The 25,341-nt window shown below is 47.5% G+C and carries 21 protein-coding genes; 2 read left to right on the top strand and 19 right to left on the bottom strand.

Features of this window, described 5'->3' with window-relative positions:
- Positions 1 to 65 precede the first annotated feature (65 nt).
- From AC4G47_RS18205 to AC4G47_RS18250, 10 genes are all read right to left on the bottom strand, one after another.
- Entirely contained in the window at positions 66 to 2,399 is a 2,334-nt protein-coding gene (locus AC4G47_RS18205; RefSeq protein WP_491102110.1) for a putative PEP-binding protein, read from the bottom strand.
- Positions 2,400 to 3,068: 669 nt separating this feature from the next.
- The gene (locus tag AC4G47_RS18210) at positions 3,069 to 4,739 is read right to left on the bottom strand and encodes a helix-turn-helix domain-containing protein (protein ID WP_491102111.1); all 1,671 of its coding nucleotides are present in this window, start codon (positions 4,737 to 4,739) and stop codon (positions 3,069 to 3,071) included.
- 99 nt (positions 4,740 to 4,838) lie between these two features.
- Positions 4,839 to 5,837 (bottom strand): ABC transporter substrate-binding protein, encoded by a 999-nt coding sequence (locus tag AC4G47_RS18215; protein ID WP_491102112.1) that lies wholly within the window; start codon positions 5,835 to 5,837, stop codon positions 4,839 to 4,841.
- A 179-nt stretch (positions 5,838 to 6,016) separates the two neighbouring features.
- Positions 6,017 to 6,391: an immunity protein PIM1 family protein gene (locus AC4G47_RS18220; protein WP_491102113.1), complete on the bottom strand. Its 375-nt coding sequence runs from the start codon at positions 6,389 to 6,391 to the stop codon at positions 6,017 to 6,019.
- 39 nt (positions 6,392 to 6,430) lie between these two features.
- The gene (locus tag AC4G47_RS18225) at positions 6,431 to 7,024 is read right to left on the bottom strand and encodes a histidine phosphatase family protein (protein WP_491102114.1); all 594 of its coding nucleotides are present in this window, start codon (positions 7,022 to 7,024) and stop codon (positions 6,431 to 6,433) included.
- Positions 7,021 to 9,213: a class I SAM-dependent methyltransferase gene (locus tag AC4G47_RS18230; RefSeq protein ID WP_491102115.1), complete on the bottom strand. Its 2,193-nt coding sequence runs from the start codon at positions 9,211 to 9,213 to the stop codon at positions 7,021 to 7,023. Before AC4G47_RS18230 ends, AC4G47_RS18225 begins: the two co-directional genes overlap by 4 nt.
- Positions 9,214 to 9,453: 240 nt before the next feature.
- Positions 9,454 to 10,266, bottom strand: a complete 813-nt coding sequence (locus AC4G47_RS18235) for a phosphotransferase family protein (RefSeq protein ID WP_491102116.1) — start codon at positions 10,264 to 10,266, stop codon at positions 9,454 to 9,456.
- A 42-nt stretch (positions 10,267 to 10,308) separates the two neighbouring features.
- On the bottom strand, positions 10,309 to 10,899 hold the full coding sequence (locus AC4G47_RS18240; protein WP_491102117.1) for a GNAT family N-acetyltransferase: 591 nt from the start codon (positions 10,897 to 10,899) through the stop codon (positions 10,309 to 10,311).
- An 8-nt stretch (positions 10,900 to 10,907) separates the two neighbouring features.
- Complete coding sequence (locus AC4G47_RS18245; RefSeq protein ID WP_458126552.1) at positions 10,908 to 11,354, bottom strand: RidA family protein; 447 nt, start codon at positions 11,352 to 11,354, stop codon at positions 10,908 to 10,910.
- A gap of 14 nt (positions 11,355 to 11,368) precedes the next feature.
- Entirely contained in the window at positions 11,369 to 12,253 is an 885-nt protein-coding gene (locus tag AC4G47_RS18250; RefSeq protein WP_491102118.1) for a helix-turn-helix domain-containing protein, read from the bottom strand.
- Between the two features lie 127 nt (positions 12,254 to 12,380).
- Here AC4G47_RS18250 and AC4G47_RS18255 point away from each other — a divergent pair, with 127 nt between their 5' ends.
- Positions 12,381 to 13,670, top strand: a complete 1,290-nt coding sequence (locus AC4G47_RS18255; RefSeq protein WP_491102119.1) for a Gfo/Idh/MocA family oxidoreductase — start codon at positions 12,381 to 12,383, stop codon at positions 13,668 to 13,670.
- Between the two features lie 172 nt (positions 13,671 to 13,842).
- On the opposite strand, the gene AC4G47_RS18260 is transcribed toward AC4G47_RS18255, so the two are convergent.
- Positions 13,843 to 14,187 (bottom strand): hypothetical protein, encoded by a 345-nt coding sequence (locus AC4G47_RS18260; RefSeq protein ID WP_491102120.1) that lies wholly within the window; start codon positions 14,185 to 14,187, stop codon positions 13,843 to 13,845.
- A gap of 124 nt (positions 14,188 to 14,311) precedes the next feature.
- Here AC4G47_RS18260 and AC4G47_RS18265 point away from each other — a divergent pair, with 124 nt between their 5' ends.
- Positions 14,312 to 14,734 (top strand): hypothetical protein, encoded by a 423-nt coding sequence (locus tag AC4G47_RS18265; RefSeq protein WP_491102121.1) that lies wholly within the window; start codon positions 14,312 to 14,314, stop codon positions 14,732 to 14,734.
- A gap of 199 nt (positions 14,735 to 14,933) precedes the next feature.
- On the opposite strand, the gene AC4G47_RS18270 is transcribed toward AC4G47_RS18265, so the two are convergent.
- From AC4G47_RS18270 to AC4G47_RS18305, 8 genes are all read right to left on the bottom strand, one after another.
- The gene (locus AC4G47_RS18270; protein ID WP_491102122.1) at positions 14,934 to 18,107 is read right to left on the bottom strand and encodes a bifunctional cytochrome P450/NADPH--P450 reductase; all 3,174 of its coding nucleotides are present in this window, start codon (positions 18,105 to 18,107) and stop codon (positions 14,934 to 14,936) included.
- Positions 18,108 to 18,393: 286 nt separating this feature from the next.
- Entirely contained in the window at positions 18,394 to 18,948 is a 555-nt protein-coding gene (locus AC4G47_RS18275) for a glutathione peroxidase (protein ID WP_491102123.1), read from the bottom strand.
- Between the two features lie 212 nt (positions 18,949 to 19,160).
- Positions 19,161 to 19,886 (bottom strand): LutC/YkgG family protein, encoded by a 726-nt coding sequence (locus tag AC4G47_RS18280; RefSeq protein ID WP_491102124.1) that lies wholly within the window; start codon positions 19,884 to 19,886, stop codon positions 19,161 to 19,163.
- Positions 19,876 to 21,393 (bottom strand): LutB/LldF family L-lactate oxidation iron-sulfur protein, encoded by a 1,518-nt coding sequence (locus AC4G47_RS18285; protein ID WP_491102125.1) that lies wholly within the window; start codon positions 21,391 to 21,393, stop codon positions 19,876 to 19,878. The genes AC4G47_RS18280 and AC4G47_RS18285 overlap by 11 nt, the downstream gene beginning before the upstream one ends.
- Positions 21,390 to 22,118 (bottom strand): (Fe-S)-binding protein, encoded by a 729-nt coding sequence (locus AC4G47_RS18290; RefSeq protein ID WP_017688927.1) that lies wholly within the window; start codon positions 22,116 to 22,118, stop codon positions 21,390 to 21,392. The genes AC4G47_RS18285 and AC4G47_RS18290 overlap by 4 nt, the downstream gene beginning before the upstream one ends.
- 145 nt (positions 22,119 to 22,263) lie before the next feature.
- Entirely contained in the window at positions 22,264 to 23,025 is a 762-nt protein-coding gene (locus AC4G47_RS18295) for a DeoR/GlpR family DNA-binding transcription regulator (RefSeq protein ID WP_458126543.1), read from the bottom strand.
- Between the two features lies 1 nt (position 23,026).
- Positions 23,027 to 24,520, bottom strand: coding sequence for a rhamnulokinase (locus tag AC4G47_RS18300; protein ID WP_491102126.1), 1,494 nt, complete (start codon positions 24,518 to 24,520; stop codon positions 23,027 to 23,029).
- Between the two features lie 234 nt (positions 24,521 to 24,754).
- A complete protein-coding gene (locus AC4G47_RS18305) occupies positions 24,755 to 25,270 on the bottom strand; it encodes a DUF2500 domain-containing protein (RefSeq protein ID WP_491102127.1) in 516 nt (171 codons plus the stop codon).
- Positions 25,271 to 25,341 lie beyond the last annotated feature (71 nt).

Consider the following 25,341-nt stretch of genomic DNA (forward strand, 5'->3'; position numbering starts at 1 on the left):
ATATTTCAGTATAACAGTTTTCTGGTTGCTATTCCATGGAAGTTCCGTGTAGGACAGGGTGCACGTTACGCAATGGTGGATATATCTGCGTTCTGTATGTTCGCGTCGTCTCTCTGCCCCTTAATGGCAGCTTGTGCAGCCGCAATTCGTGCATACGGGATCTGTTCAGGCAAACAGCTTACGTAATCCAGTCCAATGCGATGACAGAATGTAATGGACTCCAGATCCACTGCATTCTCTCCACAGATCCCTGTCTTCAGATGAGGTTTTCGAATTCGACCCTGAACAACCGCCATTTCCACCAGTTGTCCGACTCCCTCGACGTCCAGCACATCGAATGGGTTATTCGTTACCGTACGAGAGTCCTTATCCAGTTGAACGTATCGCTTCTCAGCCTGTTCGCGACTATATCCAAACGTCATCTGTGTCAGCGCATCCGTCCCAAAAGAGAAAAAGTCTGCCTGGCGAGCAATGTGAGTCGCCGTCAGCGCGGCTCTTGGAGCTTCGATCATTGCCCCCACTCTATACAGACAATGCCGCTTCTCCTCACCGAGCACTTGGTCAGCCACATGATCCACCAGATCTCTCATCGCCTGAAGTTCATGCACATGACCGATCTGCGGGATCATAATCTCCGGACGTACCCACCAACCTTGATGAATGCCTTTCACCGCTGCGCGGAATATCGCTTCAAGCTGCATATCAACGATTTCCGGGAACACTGTACTCAGACGGCAAGTCTGTTGCCCCAGTGTCGGATTGTGTTCGTGCAATTCACTGATTCTACGAATTACACGCTCCAGTTCCTCCAGTTCATTCTGATGATCTACTTCCTGCCTCTCCTCTGCTTGTAGCCACTCGCGCCGTTTCTCCAATACTCCCCGATCCGGGAGCAGTGCATGTAACGGTGAATCCAGCAAGCGAATGGTTACCGGGTACCCATCCATCGCTTCGAATATTTGTTCAAAGTCAGACTGCTGCATTGGTAACAGACGCTCCAACCCACGCCTGCGTTCGGATTCACTATCAGCCAGAATCATTTTTTGTACAAAAGGTAACCGCGCCGGTGACAACAGCATGTGTTCTGTACGGCACAATCCGATTCCCTCAGCTCCCAGTTGCCTTGCTATCATGGCATCCTGTGGTCGATCAGCGTTAGCAAGTACCGTCAGCTCTTTCACTTCATCAGCCCATGCGAGCAGTAGTTGCAGATCTGATGATGAAGGTGAAACGGAGTCTGGCTGAATCTGTATGGGAAGATTTCCAGTGCCCGCTTCTCTGCTAGAATCTGTGTCATGCTTCAGCACTTCCGTGATATGCACAGGTTCGATGCGTAACAGTGCATCCTCCTTGGTAATGAGTCCTTCAGACACGAATTCCACAGTACTTTTTAATGAGGCTGTAGAGGTTAAACGGGCAGATTGGGTCTGCACAACATACAATGCCCCGGAATCAATCACAAAGGTGATTTCCTGAACTTCTCCTGTACGCGTCTCCAACTGGCTTCCTATCTCCAGCAATCGTGCATACAGTTCAGGTTCGTCATCTCTTAACCTCTCCAGACTGTTATCCGTTTGATGGGAGTTCCCGGTTGGGACGTAATATCCAGTAATTCCTCTTTCTCCTGTAAGTGGGTTGCGCGTATAAATTGTTCCGGTCCCGCTTGAGTCTCCACATTTTCCATGCATCATCGTCTGTATAAGAACAGGAGCGCCTAGCTCCGAAGAAATATAATATGGTTTACGCATGATCTCGTCCTGAGATCTGGATGCTTTAACATGCTGTGTATGATATATCGCACGTACTACTTCTTTGAACTGAAGTTGAACATCCTGAGGAAAAGGGTTACGCCTCTTCGCTTCAATTAAATATTTAAATTCCGTAATGGTTAATTCAAGTCGTTCCGCCTCATCCAGACCCTTGACATCACTCGATATTTCTTTGAAAAATTCAGACGGAATTCCGTATACCAACTGTCCATATTCCCGTAAGTAATCTAGGTAACATTGGAGTGCGTACAACCGATCACCGGCTTGACGTGCGAGTCCTTCCACAGTGTTATCATTCAGACCAACATTTAACAGTGATTGTGTCACCGTTGCTGATGCTCGATCCTGATCCGTACGTACCGCGAGCAGTAGCGGATTTTCTGAATGTCCAAAAAACCTCCCGGTTTGCTGTTCCAAGTGTCGGATTGCGTGAACAATCTCTTCCTCTCCTTCACTCGAAAGATGTCCAAGACGGGTACAGAACTCGCGACAGCATTCCGTTGTAACTACAAATCCAGCCGGGACAGTCCACCCTGCATGCATTAGCTCTGCAAGATCAGCTGCTTTACTGCCCATTAGCCTCTTCATCTCTGCCGTACCTTCTTCCAACAGAACTACCCGTTTTGTCATTACAGCTCTCCCATCCGCCATTCATGGCTATGCTTGAAGACCTCAATTCCTGCGTTACAGATCAGCCTTCATTCTAATGGTATGTCACAATCGGTCAGTCAAGGACATTCGCATCCTTATTTTGTGCTCGTTATCCTGTTTTTTTGTAAACGCTACACTAAAATAAGATGAAACAAGCCTTTCGAGCAGTAGCATTGACTCATTCATCGTAGTGATCAGAATCGTTCAGCACATGGTGCGGCAATGATATTTATGTAGTTTATCGTGATTCCTCCATTGTTTTAATTTTTGAAACGAAAAAGACCGCCATATCAATGACGGTCAGGCTTCAGCATGATTATTGAAATAGATATTTGAAAAATAAAACTGTACAAAGAACACCTATTATCAAAAATATAATTGCTGAGTTCCGATATTTCTTCCACATCCGAATGGCATTAGCAATATTTAGGATGCCTAGTGCAAGCATGCTAATACGAGAATCTACTTGAAACAAGTTGAATACTAACATAATGGCAACTACTATCGAGGTACACCAGAACCAGATTGGAATTTTATCCTTGATCATTAATCTGCTCCTTTAGGTTATATCCTATCTCTTATAAAATATTCCTCAACCTAATTGAAATTCCTTTATTTGGTCTATCAAACAAGCAGATTATAAATCCCTCAAGCCATGAACCTCAGTACATCCTCAATCTTCTTCCCATGAGAAATCACACCGTAGTTCATCCACGACATGAAATCCACTTCATACACATTGCCGCTCTTCACCGCAGGCAGGCGTTTCCATTCTTCCCTTTCGAGCAGTTCGCGCTCATCTCCAGGTTTGGCCGAATTTCCAGTGTCAAATGTAATCAACAAGTGATCCGCTTCAAGCTGACTTAACTGCTCCAATCCAATGAAGATTCTGCGCTCACGACTTGTCCATTGCTGCACACGGGAATGCGGAGTCAATCCAAGATCCTGATAAATTACAGGCCCGACGTAACCCTGCCGATCCCCATACAGAGTAATATCCGATGCGGATATACGCAAAAAAGCCACCGTCTGACCACGTAAAGATCGTGCTAACCGGCCTTTGGCTTCTATGGCTTTGTCCTCATACGCACCAATTACATCTTGAACCCGATTCACCTTTCCCAATACATCGGCTGTCGATCTCAAAATGGAGCGCCAATCCTCTCCCAGATGATCTACGTAAAATGTAGGTGCTACCTGCTCAAAGCGGTCCAGATTCCATCGATCATGTCCCTTGTTCAGCATGATAAAGTCAGGTATATTACCCACATTAAATTGAGCATCCTGCTGGCTTACATCGAATTCGGGTACATCATCCAATCCCAAATAATGCTGTCTACCCCAGAATTGATGGGAACATTGCAGTACAGGTTTTACGCCAAGAGCCAACACGAAGTCCTCCAGATACGGAGCAAAGACACGAACCTCTTGACGGTGATGACGGCGGTATAGTCCAGGTGAAATACCAGCATATTGCTTGAAACGGCGACCAAAATAATACTCGCTGCTAAATCCCACATTCTGAGCAATTTCATGGATGCGATCATCCGTCAGTTGCAAGAGTTGCTTCGAGCGCTCCAACCGAACCGCATTTACATATTCAAGTGGGAGCTTGCCCGTAATTTTTTTGAATTGCCGAGTGTAGCTCGCTCTTGTTAGACCAATATCTGCTGCGAGCTCATCAACGGTTATCGTCTGATTATAGTGATCACCAATATAACGAATTGAACTTTGAAGGCGGGCACGGTCATCTGGTGCTTCGGTTTCGGGATCACTCTGGCGAAGCAAGGCACGGAACCACTCCTGGAAACGAAGCTGTACATCCCATTGCTCCAGCCAATCGCTAGTGATCTGTTGACGCAACATTTGTTCCAAAGATTCAAGGCAGGAACTCCATGGACTGTAATTCAGCTGAATAAGAGGTGGCACTGTCGGAGAATCTGTACATTTGTGCAGTGTACGCTGCCCCGCAGTGTCTTTGGAATGCATAACATTCGAAGTCTCTTCTTTTAACTCAGCCACCATCAGATCAAGTTTATAGTACTGCAATGGACTTTCTGTCCAAGGAGAACTTTCTATTTTAACGGATGTTCCACCGGGAACAAACATAATCATTCCTTTTTCCAGATGAGATTCCCGATCTGAGCACACCATTGAGCCCTTCCCAGACGTTACAACAAATATGGAGTGAGAGGACGACATTCTGTATAGCAAACGTTTATCAATATGAGATTTATGATGATCTACGTACTCCATACGCTGAAGTGCGCATAGCCAGGGTTTTGGAATCCGTTGCATTATCGTGTGGCACATGTTCATCGTCCTTAACTGAGAATTATTATCATTTAAAACAGTGTATACGAAAAAAGAAAGCTCTTCAACCCTGATTGAAGAACTTTCTTTGTTATGGCGTTCTACTTATGGAGTCATTTTTTCCAAGAGATCATCAATTTTCATGGAATTTGCTGTAATCGCACCAGATTGCCAATGTGATCTTTCCATAATGTAAACTTGATTATTCTTAACCGCCGGAAGAGATTTCCACAATGTGCTGTCAAGTACCTTCAAGGCTTCCTTGTTCTCGGGGGAAGACCATTCACCATTGGAAGGGAACACAATAAGATGATCTGCATCAAGTTGCGGTACGGCCTCTTCAGACAGAATTTCCTGGTATTCTTCCATCTTGCTAACCAGCGGATGAGGTGTTAGACCAAGCTCCGAATAAATAACTCCGGTGAACCGATTTTTCACACCGAACAGTGCCAGTGTATCATCGTTAACATTCAATCGGACAACTGCAACGGTCTCGTCCCCGACCGCTTCCTGCAGCTTTGTCTTCGCATCTGCAATTTTGGCCTCAAATGCCGCTGCAACTTCTTCACCCTTCTCCGGTTGACCTACAACATCGGCAATGGTTTTCAAAATTTGATTGGAATCCTGCAGTACGCTCTCAGGCAGACGATACGTCGGTGCCACCTTGGAGTACATCTCATATTTCTCCATATCCGCTCCACCATCTACAATGATAAGATCCGGATCATATTCCAACAAAGCCTCAATACTCCCTGTAGTATCAAATTTTGGAACATCCAGTTCTAAATAATCCTGTACACCCCACATCGGGTTATACCACTGCACTACAGGTGTAATATCGAGCGCCTTCAGATAATCTTCCACATATATTCCAGCAACCCGCTGAGGTTGAACCGGAATCGTCACATCTCCAAATTCATCCTGCACAACTCGTGTCGCAGGCTCTGTCTCGGTTCCAGATGTATTTTCTCCAGAAGCTACACTTTCAGTTGCAGGAGTCTGTTCCGCATTCGTAGCGGCATTTGTATTACATCCCGATATAACCAGACCCATGAGCAGTAATGTAATCGCCCACCCATTGAAACCTTTAACTAAACCTACCATGTTACCCTTCACCCCTATGTGATCTGTTGATGTAACCGTGAGAACGTTTCACATATAATGATTATCATTCTCATCGATTGCTTAGGTGAATTGTACCTTATGCCTCAGCCGACCCACAATGTACATTTGATGCTGTTTTTTTATACAAACGAAAACAACCCTGTTGGTCCTCCCCCCGCTTATCGCAGGGGCAACCTGCCTTGACGATAACTTTCCAACAGCTGATCCACAAAGGAATCTCTAACCGTACCCTGTAACAATGCAGCCCCAATTAAACCAATATCATCACTCACATACCCCGCCAACTCAGGTTCGCCTGTAAATGCTAAGGTTTGTTTGAACGCCTGTTCCCTGCATGCGCGTAGCACCTCTTCTTCAGCCACCTTGGAAGCTTGAGCCCAACGTTCAAAAGATTGCATCCAGTCGTCGGCAAAAGCAGTACCATCCCTTTCATCCAAATAAACTTCCACATCCAACTCTTCGAATGTCTGCTGGGTCAGAATCCGTCCCTCATTCAGATCCGCCAGTAGCTTCTGCACATCCGTTCTGCTCATTGATTTCCCCTCCAGTTCTCATCCTGGCTAATGCATTTCTCATATATAACTCTGTCCCTCCCACAATCGGGTTACCCCGATTACCTTATGCCGTCCATCAAACTCTAGCTTATAGATATCCGGCATCGTAGTCTTCTCCCAGAAATCATAACCGTACGAAGAGTCATAGTGTTGAAAGATAAGCGTCATCACATCTCCATGTGTTCCGATGACTACCTTCTGACCCGCATGTTTACTCAGAATTCTCTCGATCACCGCTACTGCCCTTGAGCGAGCCTGTTCACCAGACTCTCCTCCAGGGTACGCATACGTGGGATCTCGGTACAATCGTAGCTTGGCTTCACGGAAATTCTCATGCTTCACATCCGAACTCGACAACTGGCGTTCACGCAGATCTTCATCTGTCACCACAATTCCACCTGACCGATCTGCCAGAATCTGAATCGTATCCACCGCTCGCCTGTAAGGGCTTGAATAGAACCGTTGAATCTGCTCCCCATGGAGCAGATTGGCAACCGTTCCCGCATCTTGATGTCCTTGCTCTGTCAGCCCACGCTCGAATTCCTGTCCTTCAACATATTGAGACTCCGCATGTCTAACAAAATACAAAACCGTACTGGCCTCGCTCATCATCCGTCCGCCAATCCTTTCTTCTTCTCAATGACAATCAGGCAGGTACTGTCTGGCAAAGGCGCAGGCTCGCCATCTTCGTTCATGAAGATCATTCGTTCTCCGAGTGCTTCCGTATACCCCTCCTGAAGGAAATGTCGGAACGTAATGATTTCGGCTTGTTTGCCCAGCGCTTCTCGGATGCAATTCTCATAGGCCGTCGGTGTAAATATACCGAACTGTTCCTGAATCTCATGCACATATGCCTCTTCGCCCCACGTATAGGTGTAGAGAAATTCCATCGCATCGTTGATCGGCATCACGACCTCGTTGTCTGAGATACGCTCATATTCAATCGCACGCCCCTGAAAATCCTCTGTGTACCGCTCCAGCGAGCGCATCCCATCCGGTTCCAGGAAACGAATCCGGCGTTTCTGTGCTTCCGGTTCACTCATGATGCCATCCCGAATCAGTATTCTTCCTCCAGGTGACAACACATGGAATGAACTTTTCAGCGCTGCCACAACCGTGTCGGAATTAAATCTTCGGCCGTCAAGTTCAATATATGAATACAATTCATGCAGAATGGATGAAAAAATTACCGTATCCACTGTGCCTGGTTGCACATATTGCTCCAGTTGCAGGGCATCCCCCTTCATGACTTGCCAGCGATGTCCCTCACGCTGTTTCTTGCGTTCCAGCGCTTCAATCACATTGGCTGAGATATCGATACCGATCGGCTCCACTTCCGGTTTTCCCTGCTCAATCAGATCCAGCAGAATCCCTCCACCCGGACCAATATCAAGTACCCGTTTACCCACGATATAGTCCAGCAGCACTTTTTTGTAATCACCCGAACTGTTCATGTCGGACAAGTACGTCTCTTCATTGTGGAACCGGTCATAGGCATCCCGGCGCAACCCGAACAGATCGAATAAAAGCAGCACAGCTTTCTCATACAATGGAGACTTTTCCGCTTCAATACAGAATGCAATGAGCTTCTCCGCCGCCGGGGAAAATTCAAAGGTCACGAACAGGGTATCTGGTAAATCTGTATGGCGCTCAATTCGATGTGTTAGATGGGGGTACACGATCTGCTCTCCTGCAGCTAACTGTTCCCACGAATACTGTTCCAAATACTTTTCGATCATTCGTTTTTTGTAAATATTCAGCTTTTTGACGCCTTTATAGTCGTAATACATCGTATTCATCAATGGTTCGAAGCTGATGTGACGAACGATAGCGGACTGACCTTCCATGGGTGTGGAATGCATACTCTCACTGTAAAGCGTCAACAGGAACACTTTTACCATCTCCTGCAACGAGAAATCCTGCATAGCCGACTCCACATACCACAGCGTACGATGAGCCAGCGGAGCTAGAATTGAATCCACATCCAGTTCCGTTTGAAGTTTGGCATAAGCCGTGTCCATAGCTTCTCCTTGCTGGATGGATGAACTTCTCAAACGGGATAACCGTTCTTTCACGCTCCAGTCTTCATGCTCCGGTCCGGCGATAATCCAGCCTACAATTCGCTCCACCTCAGCCTCTACCTGTTTCCATAGCGCTAGATCAACGCCTGCAATAATACACTCATTTAATGCCATCAGTAAGGCGTGCAATTCTTCTGTAGACAGCCATCCTTTACCGATTATGGAGTGAAGCGGAGTATTCTCGGCAAATGGAATTTCCCCGCGTATGTACTGTCCAATTAGTCCATGCGTAGCAATAAGGGTACGAACAACCTCATGTCTCGGTGTGGATGAAATCGGTGTAGTGTGTTCGCTTATAGAACCGGGTTGACCATTTCTCGTCTCCTTGTTCTTATCGATGTTGTTATCCAGTTGGCCTGCCGCCACATAGAGGTCATACAACTGAGCGGACCCCACATTGTGCACAAACAGGTTAACGCCTTGCTTTTGCCATGCCCGCCGCTGCTCCCGTGATCCGGCCTTCGCCGTCTCTGACCACATTAATACTTCCTCGAGAATTTCACGGACCCAAAAAGAAACCTGAAGCTTCTCCAGCACTTGAAGTGTACGCTCGGTGTAATTCAGCACCGGATTTGTGCCCTCAAGTTCGGCGATAGAATGAATGCGCTCGAGGTTAATATGCGGCTTCTCCGCTGCTGCCAGCAGTTGCAGCCAATGCTGCTGGGCTTCCGGCGTGTTGCCTGATTTGTAAGATTGTATGGCCTTTAATGAATGCAGCATGAATTTGTCCCCTCTCTTTCTCTACCCTTTAATAAAAAATGATTAGATTCGTCTATAGAAGTTGAACTAATCATTAACACGATAACGGAGAGGACAGAAAAAACCTGAAAAAGCAAAGCGCTCGCCTTTATCCCCGGATTTTCCCCTTCGGAAAAGGGAATCGAAAAATCTGGGGATAACAGCGATTGGAAGGTTATTCTGTCATCGTAGTGTCAATGTAAATAATCTTTAATTTAACTTTTATAATAGACGAAGTTGTTCCTGAACAAACTTGAGCAACTGCTGCGCCTCTTGATCAGGTAGATTTTCATCAAGACGCGCAGCAGCAACTGGCAGCATCCAGGATTCAATCGCTTCACGGGAAATCCCGGAAAGATGTATGTAGTGATGGATATAATGTTCGAGAATCAATTCACGAGCCTTTTCAAAACCCGTGTGAATAGCAGGCGGAGTATCTTCCGACATTGTACCGCTCATTAATATTACCCAGCTTCGAGCCACATCACCCGCAGGATCCCCAGACATTCCAGTCATCCAATCGATAACCCAGTATTGCTCGCCCACCTCACTCAGCATCACGTTATCGGGGTGAAAATCGCCATGACAGATCTGCTGCCGATCAGGCAATGTTGTTAAGTAGGAAAGTATTCGTGTTTTATCATTCTCCGACAATAATTGAACATTGCGGATTGCTCCCGATAAAATCTGCTTCTGAGAGGGAAGTGTTGCTTCATCATCCCGCTCGCAATGAAGTTTGTAGTGGCAGTCAGCCATTTTGAATGAGAGCTGCTCCACTACTTTCGATTTCTGAATCATAAGTGACAACAGCGTGGTACCCTCGATTCGTTCAAAAACGATGCCTGCACGCGATGTAGTATGTTCTATCAAGGATACTGCCTGTGGGACAGGTAGTCCTTTTTTGTATGCCAGCTCAGTTATTCTAAATTCATTTTGAACCGCTTCGTGAGGAAAATCAATTCTGTATAATTTCATAATGAGGTCGTTCGAATACGCATAGATTTCCGCAGTTCTTCCTTGACCGATTTGCTCCATACCTGCCTCCGATCTTCATCTTATCCAAAAGTGGTTAACCCACTACTCAAATTCACTTCCCCTGACTTTCGAGAAAACCATACAATCGACCAGCGTGCCTGTACTGTCCCGGCGCATCTTACGCAGTATACCTTCTAGCGTATATCCCGCTCGTTCAGCTACTTTGGCACTCCGCACATTGCGGGCATCACAGCGGATCTCCAGCCGATTGGCCTCCAGATGAGTAATGGCGAATTGCTCTATCCCTTTCACCGCCTCCGTGACCAATCCCTCGCCAGCTCGCGATGTGCGAATCCAGTAGCCGATCTCGAAACAGCGTGCATTCCAGTCGATCCGATGTAACCCGCTGCTACCTACCAATTCATCCGTATGTCTGTCACGCAAATGTAGCATCATGTCAGTACGTTCCAGGTATTGCAGCCTTGCTTTGCGAACAGTCACTTCTGACTCTTCCAATGAAGGGATTTTCTCGGCAAAAGGTAACCACAACCGCAGCTGCACCGCACTCTCACGGACCGCCTCATTAACGGCCGCGCCATCACCCCATTGGGGTGCTCGAATCGTGAGGCGTTCTGTGTGGAAGCTCTCGGGAATGGTTAGCATTATGGGATTAAATGAAGATGAATCAGTCATACATACACCTACTCCTCCACCTGAAATATGGAATCAATGATCAACGGCAGATTATCCCTCACGGATACTGCACCGAATACTGAACGGGCGTGTACCCCCTGATCCCCGAATACCTCCATCATCAGATCCGAGAATCCATTCAGTACTTTATGATGTTCCTGATACGAAGCGGACGCATTGATGAAGCCCTGCACTTTAACTACTCTCTTCACCCGATCCAATGATCCCAGCACATCTCGAACGACAGCGAGTACCTCCAATCCAGCGTTCCGGGCAAAACCATATCCCTGCTCTGTTGTGAATTCTGCTCCAAGTTTGCCGCGTTCGGAGGTATCAGGTCCTTTCCCGGATACATACATGATTCCATTGACAATAACGGCATTGGCATATTTCGCTGCGGGGGCGCTCGCCTCTGGCAAAATGATCCCCAGTTCATTCAATCTCGCTTCAATCATCGTTTATTTTCCCCCTATTTTATCGTTCTCATTGAGCCTGTTTCCCTGTACTCCTGCCTGTAGGATCTTGGTGACACCTGAACGGTACGCTTGAACATCTTGCCAAAATGAGAGAAGTTACTGAATCCGGCAAGCCAGGCGATGTCCGTAATGGACTCCTCACTTTCCCGCAGCAAACGCTGTGCTTCCTTTACCCGTAACAGATTCAGATAGTCACTGAAGGTAAACCCCGTCGTTTGCTTGAACAATCGACTCAGATAATGCGTACTAATGCGAAACGTGTCCGCCACCTCCGGCAATGTCAGTGGTTTCTGATAGTTTTCATTCAGGTAACGCACGACGGCCTGTGTCTTGGGATGAAGAACCGGCTCACGATCATCGGAGCATAACCTGCCCAGATGTTGATTACGATAGGCATGCAGCAACAATTCAATAGCCCGGTGACGCATTAACAGATTGCTTCCAGGTTTGGGATGAAGCATTTCATCAACCATTTCGCTAACCATCCGTTCCAGAACCTCAGTGACTTGAGATGGAAACCTTACAATTGGAATCTCCCAGCAAAAGGGTTCTTTCAAGCCTTCAACTAACTCCGTTGAAATAGCCATGGCTACAAAAAGCTCAGGCTTTATATAGAGTACCATACGCTCATGGTCGGGCATGCCACTCTCCAATGTCTTATGAACCGTATTCCGGTCAACAAACACCAGATCGCCAGCCTTTACCCGATAGGTTCGGTCCTTGATGAAATAGATACGCTCACCAGACAACAGGTAATACAACTCATAATGATCATGCAGGTGGTCATCCGTCATCGAGAAATACCCAATGCGACGATCATATTCAATGTGCAGTAGATCCGTGGGATCATGAAAATCCGCACGAAAGGGTTCAGTCATGTCTCCCTCTCTCCTTTCCATAAATTATAGCAAAATATGCGGCATTTGAAAGCGGTTACGCATAAAATGCGGCGAAAGAAGTACTCCCTTGTTATAGTCTAAAGCTATATTCAAGGAGGCGATAGACATGAGTAACAAGAAACGTTATGTATTAGTCGGGACCGGTGGCCGTGCAGAATTTTTTTACGGTGCTCTGACACGAGATTTTAGGGATACATCCGAGCTTGTCGGCTTTTGCGATATCAATCAAGTCCGTATGAATTATGCGAATCAGTTACTGAAGGAAAAGTACAAGTATCCAGAGGTACCTACTTATCCTGCCGATCAGTTTGATCAGATGATTGAGAACGAGAAGCCTGACTATGTCATCGTAACGAGCGTTGACCGCACCCATCACAAGTATATCATTCGAGCGATGGAACTTGGATGTGATGTTGTAACCGAGAAACCGATGACCATCGATGAGGAGAAATGTCAGGACATCCTGGATGCCGTCAAGCGGACCGGTCAGAACGTAAGAGTAACCTTTAACTACCGTTATGCGCCGCACCATACCAAAATACGCGAGCTTATTCTGAATGATACCATTGGAAAGGTCACTTCCGTTCACTTCGAGTGGCTGCTGAATACCCGCCACGGCGCAGATTATTTCCGTCGCTGGCACCGGGACAAGCGCAATAGCGGCGGACTGCTCGTTCACAAATCCACGCATCACTTTGACCTGGTGAATTTCTGGATTGGTTCGCAACCGGATACCGTGTTCGCATTCGGAGATCTCATGTATTATGGCAGAGAAAATGCCGAGGAACGCGGTGTAACACAATTCTACAACCGGGCAACCGGCAACCCGCTCGCGAAGGAAGATCCTTTTGCACTGCATTTGGATTCGGATGCTCATCTGAAGTCCATGTATCTGGATGCCGAGTCGGAAGATGGTTATCAGCGCGATCAAAGTGTATTTGGGGATGGCATCAATATTGAGGATACGATGGGTGTTCTTGTGAAGTATCGGAACAAAGCCATTTTGACGTACTCCCTCGTTGCCTACCAGCCATGGGAAGGTTACCGAATTGCCATTAACGGCACCAAAGGCCGGATTGAGATGAATATCGTGGAACAATCCTATGTCAATTCATTGGGTGACAAAAGTAAGGAAGGTGCATTGATCGGTAAAACATTGCGCGTTCTTCCGATGTTCGATGCGCCATATGAGGTTGAAGTGGAAGAGAAAGCAGGTGGACATGGCGGAGGTGACCCGGTTCTGCTGAATGATCTGTTCGGAGAGCCTGTAGAAGATCCGTTCCATCGTGCAGCTAACCACGTGGACGGTGCCAGATCCATTCTGACCGGTATTGCGGCCAATCGCGCCATTGCCACAGGATTGCCTGTCAATGTCAATAACCTGGTTCGTTTCTAAGTCTCACACGTCATTAACCATATACGCCAAAAAGCGCAAGTTGCGGAGGCTTACTGCCCTGCACTTGCGCTTGTACATTTCAATATATTCTGTTGCTGGTATAAGGCAGATCATAGCCAATTTGATTTGAGAGAAGAACCCACTCTCTGGTTACAGAGGAGAAGACTTCCCTTTACACCTTCCGTTGCCATGCAGGATGACGATAAAATTCAATGGTATCAATATAATTTACCTTGAACTGCTGCTCCACATCTGACAGGTTCAACAGCTTGCGGTCGATTTGCTTCATACCCATGACTACATCGTGTCTTAGGAGGTCCATCGCTATTTTGCCTACAAATCCGCCTTCCATCTCCTTGTGCTTGGCACGAAACTCTTCATTGTAGATCAGGTCAGGTGTGAATGCCGCTTCGACGAATGCATTAACGAGCGTAAGCTCATTGCCCTCGATCTGTACTGCCAGATAATAATTGCCACGCTCATCCTGAATGAGGTCTTTATACATTTCTACAATCACTTGGATCACTCCCCTATTATCAAATAAAACCCCGTTAGCCGTAAAGAACATGGGCTATCAAACGTACACCTTCCGACCCCGTTCCTTCATATACTAGGTACAAATGGCGAACGGAGGAATACTTATGAGCTGGCAGCATCTCCATACTGGAAAAACACTTCAGCAGCGTCTGGCAGAACTTCAGGGGCACCTTGCAGAACTGAATACTCCACTCTCCGGGTTGGAGCCGGGACGCATTCGTCGTGTCTATTCAAGGCAGTTTATCAAAGTAAACCGTCAATTATTCATTCCACTCAGTCTGAATTCCATTCGGGTGTTCGATATTCCTCGAACACGGCGAGGCATCCGAGTGGGAATCCGCACGACGTTTCCTTCCTGGAATGCATTCAACAATATCAGACTTGTAGGCGTGGGACTGGATTATCTTGAACTCCAGGGAAAAGGCAGAGTCCCTTCCCGTATTCTATTTCCTCTCTCCAGCGTCGAGTCGATCTATCGGCCAACCGTCCGAAGAAAGAGCCTGAAACGTCCGTGTACCCGGAAGTAAAGCTGATTCCTAATGCAAGCGTTGCATGGGTTCCCCAATGTCTGCGTACGGGTGCTCCCTTTCAATTTATAATTATAACTCATACTCCCACTCATCTGCTAAAGAATCAGTTTATGTCAAAAAGCGGTGAGAACAGAACTGCTTCTGTGTCTCACCGCTCAGCCAGTTAGGGATCACTTTGATCCTTCACATGTTTACATTAGATGCCTGTCCATACATCTTTGGCATAACGACCTTCCTGCTGAAGCTGATTAAGCCAATCTTCTGCTTCCTTCGCAGACTTGCCATGTATATCAGCGTATGCATGCTGCAGTGTGGCTTCCACATCAGGTGCCATCTTGCTGCCATCACCGCAGATATACAGATGCGCACCCTCTTCAAGCAAAGGAATCAGATGACGGGCATCGTCTCTCATCAGATGCTGTACATAACATTTCTCCTCCCCGTCTACACGGGAGAAGGCCGTATGAAGCTTCACAATCCCTTCTTGCTGGGCTGCTTCCAGTTCATTTTTGTACAGATAATCATGTTCAGGATTCCGGCACCCAAAGTACAGATGCGCTTCACCAAGCTCTTGACCCTGCTGCTTCAATACATGTCTCGCCTGCAAGAAACCTCGGAATGGGGCCACTCCTGTACCCGGGCCTACCATGATGACGGGAACCTGTGTATCCTCCGGCAATTGGAACCCGGACTCTGGTGTCCGGGTGAACATGACAATCTCATCACCCGACTTCAGGTTGGCCAGATAGTTCGACGCAATACCTTTGTATTCTCCCTGTCCACTCCATGCCGGGGCACGCACAACACTGACCGTAATACTCGCTTGATCGGGCTGAACACGTGGTGAACTGGAGATCGAATAATATCTGGCTTTCAGTGAAGGCAATAATTCGAGGAACCGCTCGAATGGCAGTTCACATGCCTCATATTTTACCAGATAATCCAGCATGGATATCCGTTTATTCCGCACTTCTTGCATATACACGGATTCATCAAGCAGTGCTTCAAGCTCCTTTTTATGGGGTGGACATACCGTATATGCAGCCATTTCTCTAAGCTGTGCACGGGTTGCTGCTTCTTGAAGCTCAACGCTATGACTGAGCAGGTCATACAGGTTAACCGGTTGATGCAATGGCAGATGTGCGGCACTCCGACCGGATGCATCCAGAACCAGATGCTCCGTTCCGGTAAACCCGTATCGACGAAGTACACGTTCCACAAGTTCCGGTGGATTCTGTGGCAGAATACCCAGATGATCACCTTCCTTGTAGGTTATGCCTTCAGGCAGTTTGATCTCCAGATGACGTGTACTGCGTTCACTGCCCGCGTCGTGAAGCTCTCTGTTCTCCAGTACTTCCGCCACATGTGCATCATACGTATCTGCAAGAGGGGTCACCGCGAGTCCGCTGACAAATTGTACAGATAGTGAGCTGCGTTCGCTGTTGGAGCTTGTGTTCAGTTTGAGCCCCATAGTTCGTGCGAGATCCGGCCATAATTGCTCCGTCCAATCCCCCACCTGTTTCTCAAAATCACCGCTTGCATCTGACTCACCCAAGGGCGATAACCGCTCTGCTCCTCTGGAAGACAATTGTTCGTCTATTAAACGCGGAATACGCTGATAGGTGCTCGCCCAGTTATGGTCACCGCATCCCAGAACAGCGAAACGCACACCTTTGAATTCATTGGCGTCCGCATGTTCAATCCACTCGACGAACATCTTGGCATTACTTGGCGGCTGACCATTATAGGATGCGCTGACAATAATAACGGCACCATCCTTCGGCAGTTTGCCAACGCGATCATCCAGCGCAGCAACCTCACTGCGGAAACCCTGATATCTGGCGGTATCGGCAATCTCACGCGCAATGCCTTCCGCCGTGCCCAGATTGGAACCGTACAGAACTAGCATCGGTGTGTGATGGGCATTTGCCGCATCTGGCTCTGTTCTTTTGGCAACTGGAGTCGGTTCTTCGACCGCTACACCCGGAACGGCCATGACCGGTTGACCCCCACGAGCACGTACGCGAATCGTAAAGTTATCCGGTTTGAGCGTCAGGGTTTCTTTGACCTTCAACTGATAATCCGCATGATCTATGAAGTCAAAATGCTTGAGGACCATGCCCAGCACCAGCGTTGCTTCCTGAAGTGCAAATTGCTGACCAATACATGCCCGTTGACCGTTACCGAAAGGCTTGTAAGCATCATGCGGCACTTTACTCGGGTCTTCGAACCGTTCCGGCCGGAATGCTTCCACATCATCTCCCCACGCTGCACGGTCCCGATGAAGCTTGGGAATAAGGACACTGACGCTGTCACCTTTTTGCAAAGGATATTGACCCGCAAGCACCGTATCTTCCTTGGCATACAGGGAAAAGGCCGGAGCTGTAGGCCATAACCGTAGTGCTTCGTTTAAAACCATGCGAACGTACTTCAGATTGCGAACCTGATTGTACGTTGGAACTGGATCTTTTAGAACCTGATCCACTTCAGCTTGGGCTTTAGCTAATGTATCGGGATTCTTCATCAGATAATAGATGGCGAAGGATAACAGACCACTTGTGGTCTCATGTCCTGCAATCAGGAATGTAATAATCTGATAGCGGATGTTCTCATCATCCAGTGTTTCTCCTGTCTCCGGGTCCTTGCCGCTGAGCATGTGGGACAACAGATCGTCTGCCCCCTCCTGCGGTTTCTCTTTTCGCTCGGCAATGATGTGATCCACCAACGAGAACATCGAACGGATATCTTGTTCAAACTGTTTCTTTTTGGTGATCATCAGCTTGTCTTGCAGACGCAGGCGCTGCAATGAACTCATGGATTCATCCAATGCCCTTACCATACTCGTAATGAATGGGTGTGGTTCTTCCCGGTAGAAGCTGTTAAACCGGTAGTTGAAACCACACAGTCCAATCGTGTCGAGCGTAAGACGCGTCATATCATCCGGAACGTTAACTGTCTCATCCGGGTTCAATCGTGACCATTTCTGAACCAGCTGCACAGCCAGGTCAATCATTTTATTGTGGTATCCCTGCATGGCACGCTGACTGAAACTTGGCAGCAGTACGTTATGGGCTTTTTTCCAATTCGGCTCCTCGGTCCAACTCGTAAATAGTCCATCTCCTGCAAATGCACGAACCTTCGCAAGGGGTGCCCACACACGTTTGTCGAATTTGGATTCATCCGTTACCTCGGCGACCAGTTCGTGACCTGAAATATACAATTCACTTCGCCCAGGGTACTCCATTCGAAAGATCGGTCCATACTCATCAGCAAGTTTCACCAGAGATTGTACGGGCTCATCAAAGTTCAATTGCGGCAAATTGCCCAGCGGACCAAATGTTTTTGGTTGAGGCACTGAAATTGGTGACATGACGCTCACTCCTTCTTTCCAAGTTAAAAGTTCACAACTAAAAAATAATGACGTGATTACACTTGCTCTTCAGATCAACAGACTCGCGTTATTTTTTGCACATTTTCACATTTCATCCAGATAACCTTAAAACTCATAGAAGAACCAATTGACCAAAATAGTATATTGGTCATTTTTGATTAAAAAAAATGTATGCATTCGTTATCTTCTTTTACCCTAACATTTCCAGTTCCAATCTTCAACAGTCCCAAAGTCATAGGACTTCAGGACAGTAATTGCAGCATATCTAGGATTTCCTTAACAGATTCTGAATAGCTGACTCCATCTCTAATGGGGCAATTGTCGTTTCATAACGGCCATGGACGTCTCCACTACGGTCGATCAGGAATTTGGTGAAATTCCATTTGATTCCGTCTCCTTGGTACAATTCTGGATGCTTCTCCTTAACAAAGGTGTCCATCCACTGTCCTTCTTGCGTGTCCAGATCATAACCTTGAAATGGCGCTTCTTCAATCAGATAACGAAACAACGGATGCATCGACTGCCCAATGACCTCAACCTTCTCCAGGATCGGAAAGGATATCTGAAACTGTTTCCTGCAATACTCGACTATCTCATTGCTACTGCCTGGTTCTTTGTCGTTAAACTGGTTACAAGGAAAGGCCAGAATCTCCAGCCCCTGATCACCATACTTCTCATACATCTGTTGAAGTTCATTGAATTGGCGGGAGTAGCTACACTGACTTGCTGTATTCACAATAAGCAGGACTTTCCCTTTTAAAGCTGAAAAATCACCCTTGTGCCCCTCCATGAATGGAACCTGATATGAAAATATACTCATCGTAATGCCTCCTTTTTCTCTTTCGTAATCACATATGAATTCTCTATTGAGATGGATTATACACCGCTATCATTGATAGGTGAAATATATAATAAATATTAATTCAATAGTTTTAACCTATAATACACAAACAAAAAACTGCCCTTAACAGCCAAAAGCTGCTTCGCGGACAGTTGTCAAAATCATATTGTGCAATCACTCTTAACACGCAGCTAACCCATAATCAGACCATATACAATGCCTGGTCCGTGTACGCCAATAGTCAAATCATTTTCTATATCGGAAGAGCGGCTTGGTCCTGAAATAAAGTGGATGCCTGCCGGAAGATTCTCTCTTCCCGCTTCGTCAAATCGATCCAGCGTCTCACCCAGTCTGGTGTACAGTCGGTCCAATGGAATAATGATGATGAGTACCGTAGGCAGTAGACTAACTGACCGTCCCTTTTCTGGTGAAGAAAGTACAGTGACGGATCCAGTGTATGCTGTCGCATAATCCGCCATGACCACACCGATATCAGCCTCGGCTGCACGCGCCTTCCAGTTCTCATCCGCTTGACTATTCCAGACTAAGATCTGTACATCGGGAAGCTTCTCTTCCAAACCCAGATCCTCTAGCGCCTGTTCATTTTGGCGAATGATGTATTTGGCACTCAACTCATGAGATTTATGGGCGATGAATTGGGATACTTCATCCATGTTCTGAACCCGGGCGATATGGGCACCTACACTCACAAAGTTATCGGTAAATGCCTGAATACGCTTCTCTTCATCCCATTCCAGTTCAGTCCAAAAATCGGGTGCTCCCCGAAAGGGTTGGGTCGGCGCATGTCGTTGCCTTGGTCTTCTCAATTTCGAAGCAATATCATTCATGAACTGCTCCTGTTTCTCAATGGACTTCTTCTCCAATTGCGCAAGCCATTGCTGATGTTCAGTGACCATGCTCACCCTCTCCTTCCTCTCGATCACGAATAATCTGCTCCATACGACTGCGGACGGAAGAATCCATGGCCTTATGGTCTTCGTTCAGTTCCTGATCCAGCTTGTTCCATTGCTGCCGGAAAGATTTCTTGGCGAGACTTGGGGCAACCCGATAATTGTTCCAGCCTTTAAGTGGACCCAGCTTGAGTGAAATGCCATTGTTGCGTACAACTGCTTTCTGCCCGATCTGTCCCAGACGTATGGCTGCACTGAAGCGTTTGGAATTGGAAACAACGGCGGCAAAGCCCTTCATGCCTATACTTTCCATTTTGTTTCCATGGCCGTCTTCCACTTTACGCCTACGTAAATAAACAAGCATATCATGCAGTGGAATTTTAACAGGACATGCTTCATAACAGGCTCCGCACAGACTCGAAGCACCCGCAATGTCATTCCATTCATCAATATTGCCATTGAGTGCAGGCGTCAGTACCGCGCCAATCGGACCACTGTATGTTCCACCGTAGGCATGACCTCCAATATGACGATATACCGGGCAAGCATTCAGACAGGCGCCGCAGCGGATACAATTCAGCAGTTCTTGGAATTCGGGATCACCGAGCTGTAGGGATCGACCGTTGTCCACGATAATAATGTGCATTTCATCCGGCCCATCTCCATCCGCTGTGCGGCGAGGACCTGTGATGCCTGACATATACATCGTTAATTTCTGACCTGTTGCGGAGCGCGGCAACAAGGTTGCCATGACCTCCAGATCTGTCCACGACGGGATGATCCGCTCCATGCCCATGAGTGTAATTTGCGTTTTCGGAACAGTGGATACCATACGGGCATTACCTTCATTTTCGAACAAGACCATGGAACCAGTCTCTGCAATCGCAAAATTACAACCCGTCATGCCAATATCGGCTTCCAGGAATTTCTCGCGCAGCTTTTTGCGTACAAACCCAGCGAGTACTGTTGTATCCGGTTCCAGAATTTCTCCTGCTTCCTTCGATAACAACTCTGCGATCTGGTAGCGGTTCTTATGGATTGCTGGAATGACAATATGAGAAGGAGCTTCACCTGCCAACTGAATGATGTATTCACCCAGATCGGTCTCAATGGCTTCAATGCCTGCCGACTCCAGCACATGATTCAGATGCACTTCCTCCGATACCATCGATTTGGATTTCACCACCGTAGTAGCTTGCTTGTGCGCCGCAATATCCAGCGCAATCGCCGCTGCTTCCACCGAGGTATCTGCAAAATGAATATGAACCCCATTCGCGCGAGCATTATTAACGAATTCATTCAGATAATAATCAAGATACGCAATGGTATGCAGACGAATCTGACGGCCACGCTCCCGCCATTCATCCCAGTTTCCATGTTCTTCTGAGGCCGACTTTTTCCCATTACGCAATCGTTCTGTCGTGAATTTGACCGCTTTACGCAGAAAATCATCATTCAAGGCCAGTCCGGCACGTTCTTTGACCGTAGTATCCATGGCTCCCGGTTGGCTCATCCTGTTCGCACCCCCTCATACAGTAGTTCCGCCAGATGCATCACACGCACCGGTTCATTCCGATAACGCAGATTACCTGCGATATTCATCAGACAGGCCATATCCAGCCCAACCAGTACTTCGGCTTGTGTCTCTTTGACATGATCGACCTTCTCGGTAACCATCGCTCCTGAAATATCGGACATTTTGATGGCAAAAGTACCCCCGAACCCGCAGCAATCCTCAGCGAATGGAAGTGGAACCAATTCCAGTCCCTTTACTTGAGAGAGCAGCGCCATCGGTTCATCCTTCACACCAAGCAGACGGCTGCCATGGCAGGATGGATGATAGGTTACTTTGTGTGGAAAATGTGCGCCCAGATCGGTAATCCCGAGTACCTGAACGAGGAATTGAGTGAATTCATAGGCTTTGGCTTCCAGTCGTTTTGCCTTCTCCAACCATACCGGTTCATCCGCGAACAGTTCGGGATAATGATGAATCATATACGTACAAGATCCCGAAGGACACACCACAAAGTCACTGTCGTCGAATGCTTCCAGAATTGTCTTGGCTGCTACCCGAGTCTCATCCCAGTACCCGCTATTGTAGGAAGGCTGACCGCAGCAGGTCTGAACCGGCGGGAAATCCAGCCGAACGCCATGAGCGGCGAGCAATCTGACCATGGCCTCCCCGACTCGGGGATAGATGGCATCACTGAGGCAGGTAATGAATAAGGAGACCTTCATAATTACACGCTCCTATTAACTGATTAGTAGATGAATTGACTAAAGAATATTTACACTGGACACTCTGATGACAGAATAACCTTCCGATCGCTGTTATCCCCAGATTTTTTGATGTAGTTCAATTTGTATAAATAAATCGTAAAACTTAAACTGTAATAATCCCTATGTCGTATCCGCTCAAACGCTCGGTCTGTTCAGCCTCCAATGGCTGATCGGTAACAATTGTATGAACTGCACTTAAACCGGATACCCGGGCAAAGGCACGAACACCAAATTTACTGGCGTCTGCAAGTAAGATGACCTGATCCGCTATGCCAACCATCTTCTGCTTCAGCCTTGCCTGGAGTTCATTGGATTCACTGATTCCGCCGCCTTCGAGATGTACACCTTTACAAGACAAGAACAATTTATCCACATGATACGTCTCCAGAGAACGCTCCGCGAGCGGCCCAACAAAAGACAACGAGCGAGATGCCAGTTGGCCTCCTGTCGAGATGACTTCAACCTTGTCACGGCTGCTAAGTTCCGTGGCTACTTGAATGGAATTGGTTAATACCGTCAGCGGAAAATCAGGCATGTTCGCTGCCATATAGCCTGCCGTTGTGCTGGCATCCAACAGAATGCGGTCACCCGGATTAATCATCGCCAGAGCCGCCTGTGCAATCCGTTTCTTCTCTTCCGCATGGGTTGTCTCCCTGATCCGGTAAGGGATCTCCGGCTGATCTTCCTTCACACTCACTGCACCACCGTGGGAACGACGCAGTCGTCCTGCCTGTTCCAGCCGATCCAGATCCCGCCTGATGGTTTCCTCCGTCACCCGGCAGCGTTCACTAAGCTCGGATACACGCATACTGCCTTTTACATTCACCATCTCCACAATCCGGTCGTACCGCTCGGCTGCCAGCATGTTACACCTCACTCCCCGCTTGCGAATTGGCCGAAGCCGTCACACGCAGAAATCTGCCGTAAGCTTCTTCCCAGATTGACCTATCCTGCGGCTCATACGCTGTTACCGGAAATGAATCTCGAATGGTCTTACGTGCCTCCCAAATATCTTTAAAAGCTCCACTCGCCATCCATTGCACAGCCATATTCCCGATGGCACTTCCCTCTGCCGGACCTGCCCATACCGGCTTGCCAATGGAATTTGCAGTCCACTGACATAACAAGCGGTTCTGGATGCCTCCACCGACCATATGCAATCCGTTGAACGTTTGTCCCGACAATTGTTCCGTCCATTCCAGAACTCTTCTATACTTCAATGCCAGACTCTCCAGAATTGCCCGGGCAATAGCCCCCTGATCTTCTGGTACCACTTGCTCTGTAGCACGGCAATACTGTCGTATACGCGTCGTCATATCTCCTGCTGCCATAAACAGTTCATCATCAGGATCAAATAAACTGGTAAATGGAGGTGCCTGTTCCGCCTTCGCCAATAACGCATCATAGCTAACTCCCTGACCCTGACGATCCCACTCCCGCATGCTTTCCTGCAAAATCCACAGGCCCATAATGTTCTTGAGCAGACGGAATGTTCCGCCCGCCCCGCCTTCATTCGTAAAGTTCAAGGCCAGACTCTCGGCACTAATTGCAGGATGATCTATCTCTGTACCCATCAGGGACCAGGTTCCACAGCTCAGATAAGCAAATGAACGTTCTATTGCAGGAACAGCCACAACGGCTGAACCCGTATCATGCTCTGCAACGGCAATTACCGGAATAGGCGAAAGCCCCAGATCGTTACAGATACTGCTGCGCAACTGTCCAACACGGGTACCTGGCAGCACGGCTTCACCGAACAGTTTCTCCGAAATGCGAATATGCGCTAGCAACTCACTATCCCACTGCCCCGCTAATGGATTGTACAATTGGGTTGTCGTTGCATTAGTGAATTCATTCACCGCTTCTCCTGTCAGGAAATAACGAAGCAAATCCGGAATCATGAGAAAACGCTCTGCTTCATGAAGAAGCGGGGAACCACTGCGTTGAAGCGTTGCCAATTGATACAGGGTATTGAAGCTAAGAAATTGAATGCCTGTACGTTCGAAGATTCGCTGAGAGGTCAGCTCTTGGCGTACCTGATCCATCATGCCGTTAAACTGTGTATCACGGTAATGATACGGGTTACCCAGTAATTCACCATTACTGCCGAGCAGACCAAAATCTACGCCCCAGGAATCAATCCCTAAGCTTTCCGGCGCTTCGCCCTGCTGTTTCACAAGCGTAAGCCCTTGCAACAATTCATGATGCAATCGCAGAATATCCCAGTGCATCCGCTCGCCAACTTTCACCGGTTCATTCTTGAACCGATGGATCTCGCTCGTTTCGATGCCTCGGTCATTCAGATGTCCTAGCAGCGCTCTCCCGCTCCCAGCACCCAAATCATAAGCCAACACGCTCACTGCGCTTCACCAACCTTTCGAGCCATTCCTTTTTTCCAATCCTTATCTCTTCAATCATTCCGTAACTCTGTACTTATTCTGTATTTATTGTTTGTTTGTTTTTGTTTTATACTGTTTTACTTTATTTTACGAGTATATCACCATTGTAAGCGTTTGAATACCCTCCGATTTTTCTTTCTTTTCTGCATACCAAAAACGACTCTCTCCCACTTGGGAGGAGCCGCAGTTCTTTTTTCACGTATAAAACTGGCCTTTGCTTACCCCCGACTGGGGCTGTACATCTCTCTCAAAATGCTTGAAGCGTGTCCCTTGATACGTCAGCATCCCTCGATCATTTTCCACCAGCATGCCATATTCGGTTCCACCAACGATCAGTTCAATACGCTCACCATTATCGAATTCAAATGTAACAGAATACCGGGTAGTCGCACTGCTATCCCCGCTACCACCTGAGACTTCCTTTCTTTTGGTCACAACGGTTGAATGCAGGGTTAACAGGGCTGCCGCGTTATTCGATGACCACGTGCGTACGGAGGAGATAATTCCATACACAATGGCACCCGCAATGATAAGAAATACGGCACCAATGAAAATTGAACCAAATGCACCCATGGCACCCACTTCGTTTACTCCCGAAAAAAAGCCATCCTGCACTCCCTCAAATCCCGGTACAGCATTCATGTCATCAAACACACCGAAGCCGTCCACGCTTAATCGGCCGATCGATGAGGACACGCTCGTTAACACCATTCATCATCGTTCCTTTCCCCTTGCAAAATAAGATGCACCGCCCCCACGCAAGGAAGGCAGTGCATGCAGAC

The organism is Paenibacillus sp. Negev47, assembly GCF_058313655.1.

Bases quoted from the DNA above. Each gene is read 5' to 3' on its own strand.
- AC4G47_RS18230 (WP_491102115.1), bottom strand. From the start codon at position 9,213: ATGCTGCATTCATTAAAGGCCATACAATCTTACAAATCAGGCAACACG.
- AC4G47_RS18245 (WP_458126552.1), bottom strand. From the start codon at position 11,354: ATGATTGAAGCGAGATTGAATGAACTGGGGATCATTTTGCCAGAGGCG.
- AC4G47_RS18205 (WP_491102110.1), bottom strand. From the start codon at position 2,399: ATGACAAAACGGGTAGTTCTGTTGGAAGAAGGTACGGCAGAGATGAAG.
- AC4G47_RS18250 (WP_491102118.1), bottom strand. From the start codon at position 12,253: ATGACTGAACCCTTTCGTGCGGATTTTCATGATCCCACGGATCTACTG.
- AC4G47_RS18215 (WP_491102112.1), bottom strand. From the start codon at position 5,837: ATGGTAGGTTTAGTTAAAGGTTTCAATGGGTGGGCGATTACATTACTG.
- AC4G47_RS18280 (WP_491102124.1), bottom strand. From the start codon at position 19,886: ATGGTCACTGAACATCAGCAATGGCTTGCGCAATTGGAGAAGAAGTCC.
- AC4G47_RS18255 (WP_491102119.1), top strand. From the start codon at position 12,381: ATGAGTAACAAGAAACGTTATGTATTAGTCGGGACCGGTGGCCGTGCA.
- AC4G47_RS18285 (WP_491102125.1), bottom strand. From the start codon at position 21,393: ATGAGCCAACCGGGAGCCATGGATACTACGGTCAAAGAACGTGCCGGA.
- AC4G47_RS18295 (WP_458126543.1), bottom strand. From the start codon at position 23,025: ATGCTGGCAGCCGAGCGGTACGACCGGATTGTGGAGATGGTGAATGTA.
- AC4G47_RS18210 (WP_491102111.1), bottom strand. From the start codon at position 4,739: ATGAACATGTGCCACACGATAATGCAACGGATTCCAAAACCCTGGCTA.
- AC4G47_RS18275 (WP_491102123.1), bottom strand. From the start codon at position 18,948: ATGAGTATATTTTCATATCAGGTTCCATTCATGGAGGGGCACAAGGGT.
- AC4G47_RS18240 (WP_491102117.1), bottom strand. From the start codon at position 10,899: ATGACTGATTCATCTTCATTTAATCCCATAATGCTAACCATTCCCGAG.
- AC4G47_RS18305 (WP_491102127.1), bottom strand. From the start codon at position 25,270: ATGGTGTTAACGAGCGTGTCCTCATCGATCGGCCGATTAAGCGTGGAC.
- AC4G47_RS18290 (WP_017688927.1), bottom strand. From the start codon at position 22,118: ATGAAGGTCTCCTTATTCATTACCTGCCTCAGTGATGCCATCTATCCC.
- AC4G47_RS18235 (WP_491102116.1), bottom strand. From the start codon at position 10,266: ATGGAGCAAATCGGTCAAGGAAGAACTGCGGAAATCTATGCGTATTCG.
- AC4G47_RS18265 (WP_491102121.1), top strand. From the start codon at position 14,312: ATGAGCTGGCAGCATCTCCATACTGGAAAAACACTTCAGCAGCGTCTG.
- AC4G47_RS18220 (WP_491102113.1), bottom strand. From the start codon at position 6,391: ATGAGCAGAACGGATGTGCAGAAGCTACTGGCGGATCTGAATGAGGGA.
- AC4G47_RS18225 (WP_491102114.1), bottom strand. From the start codon at position 7,024: ATGATGAGCGAGGCCAGTACGGTTTTGTATTTTGTTAGACATGCGGAG.
- AC4G47_RS18270 (WP_491102122.1), bottom strand. From the start codon at position 18,107: ATGTCACCAATTTCAGTGCCTCAACCAAAAACATTTGGTCCGCTGGGC.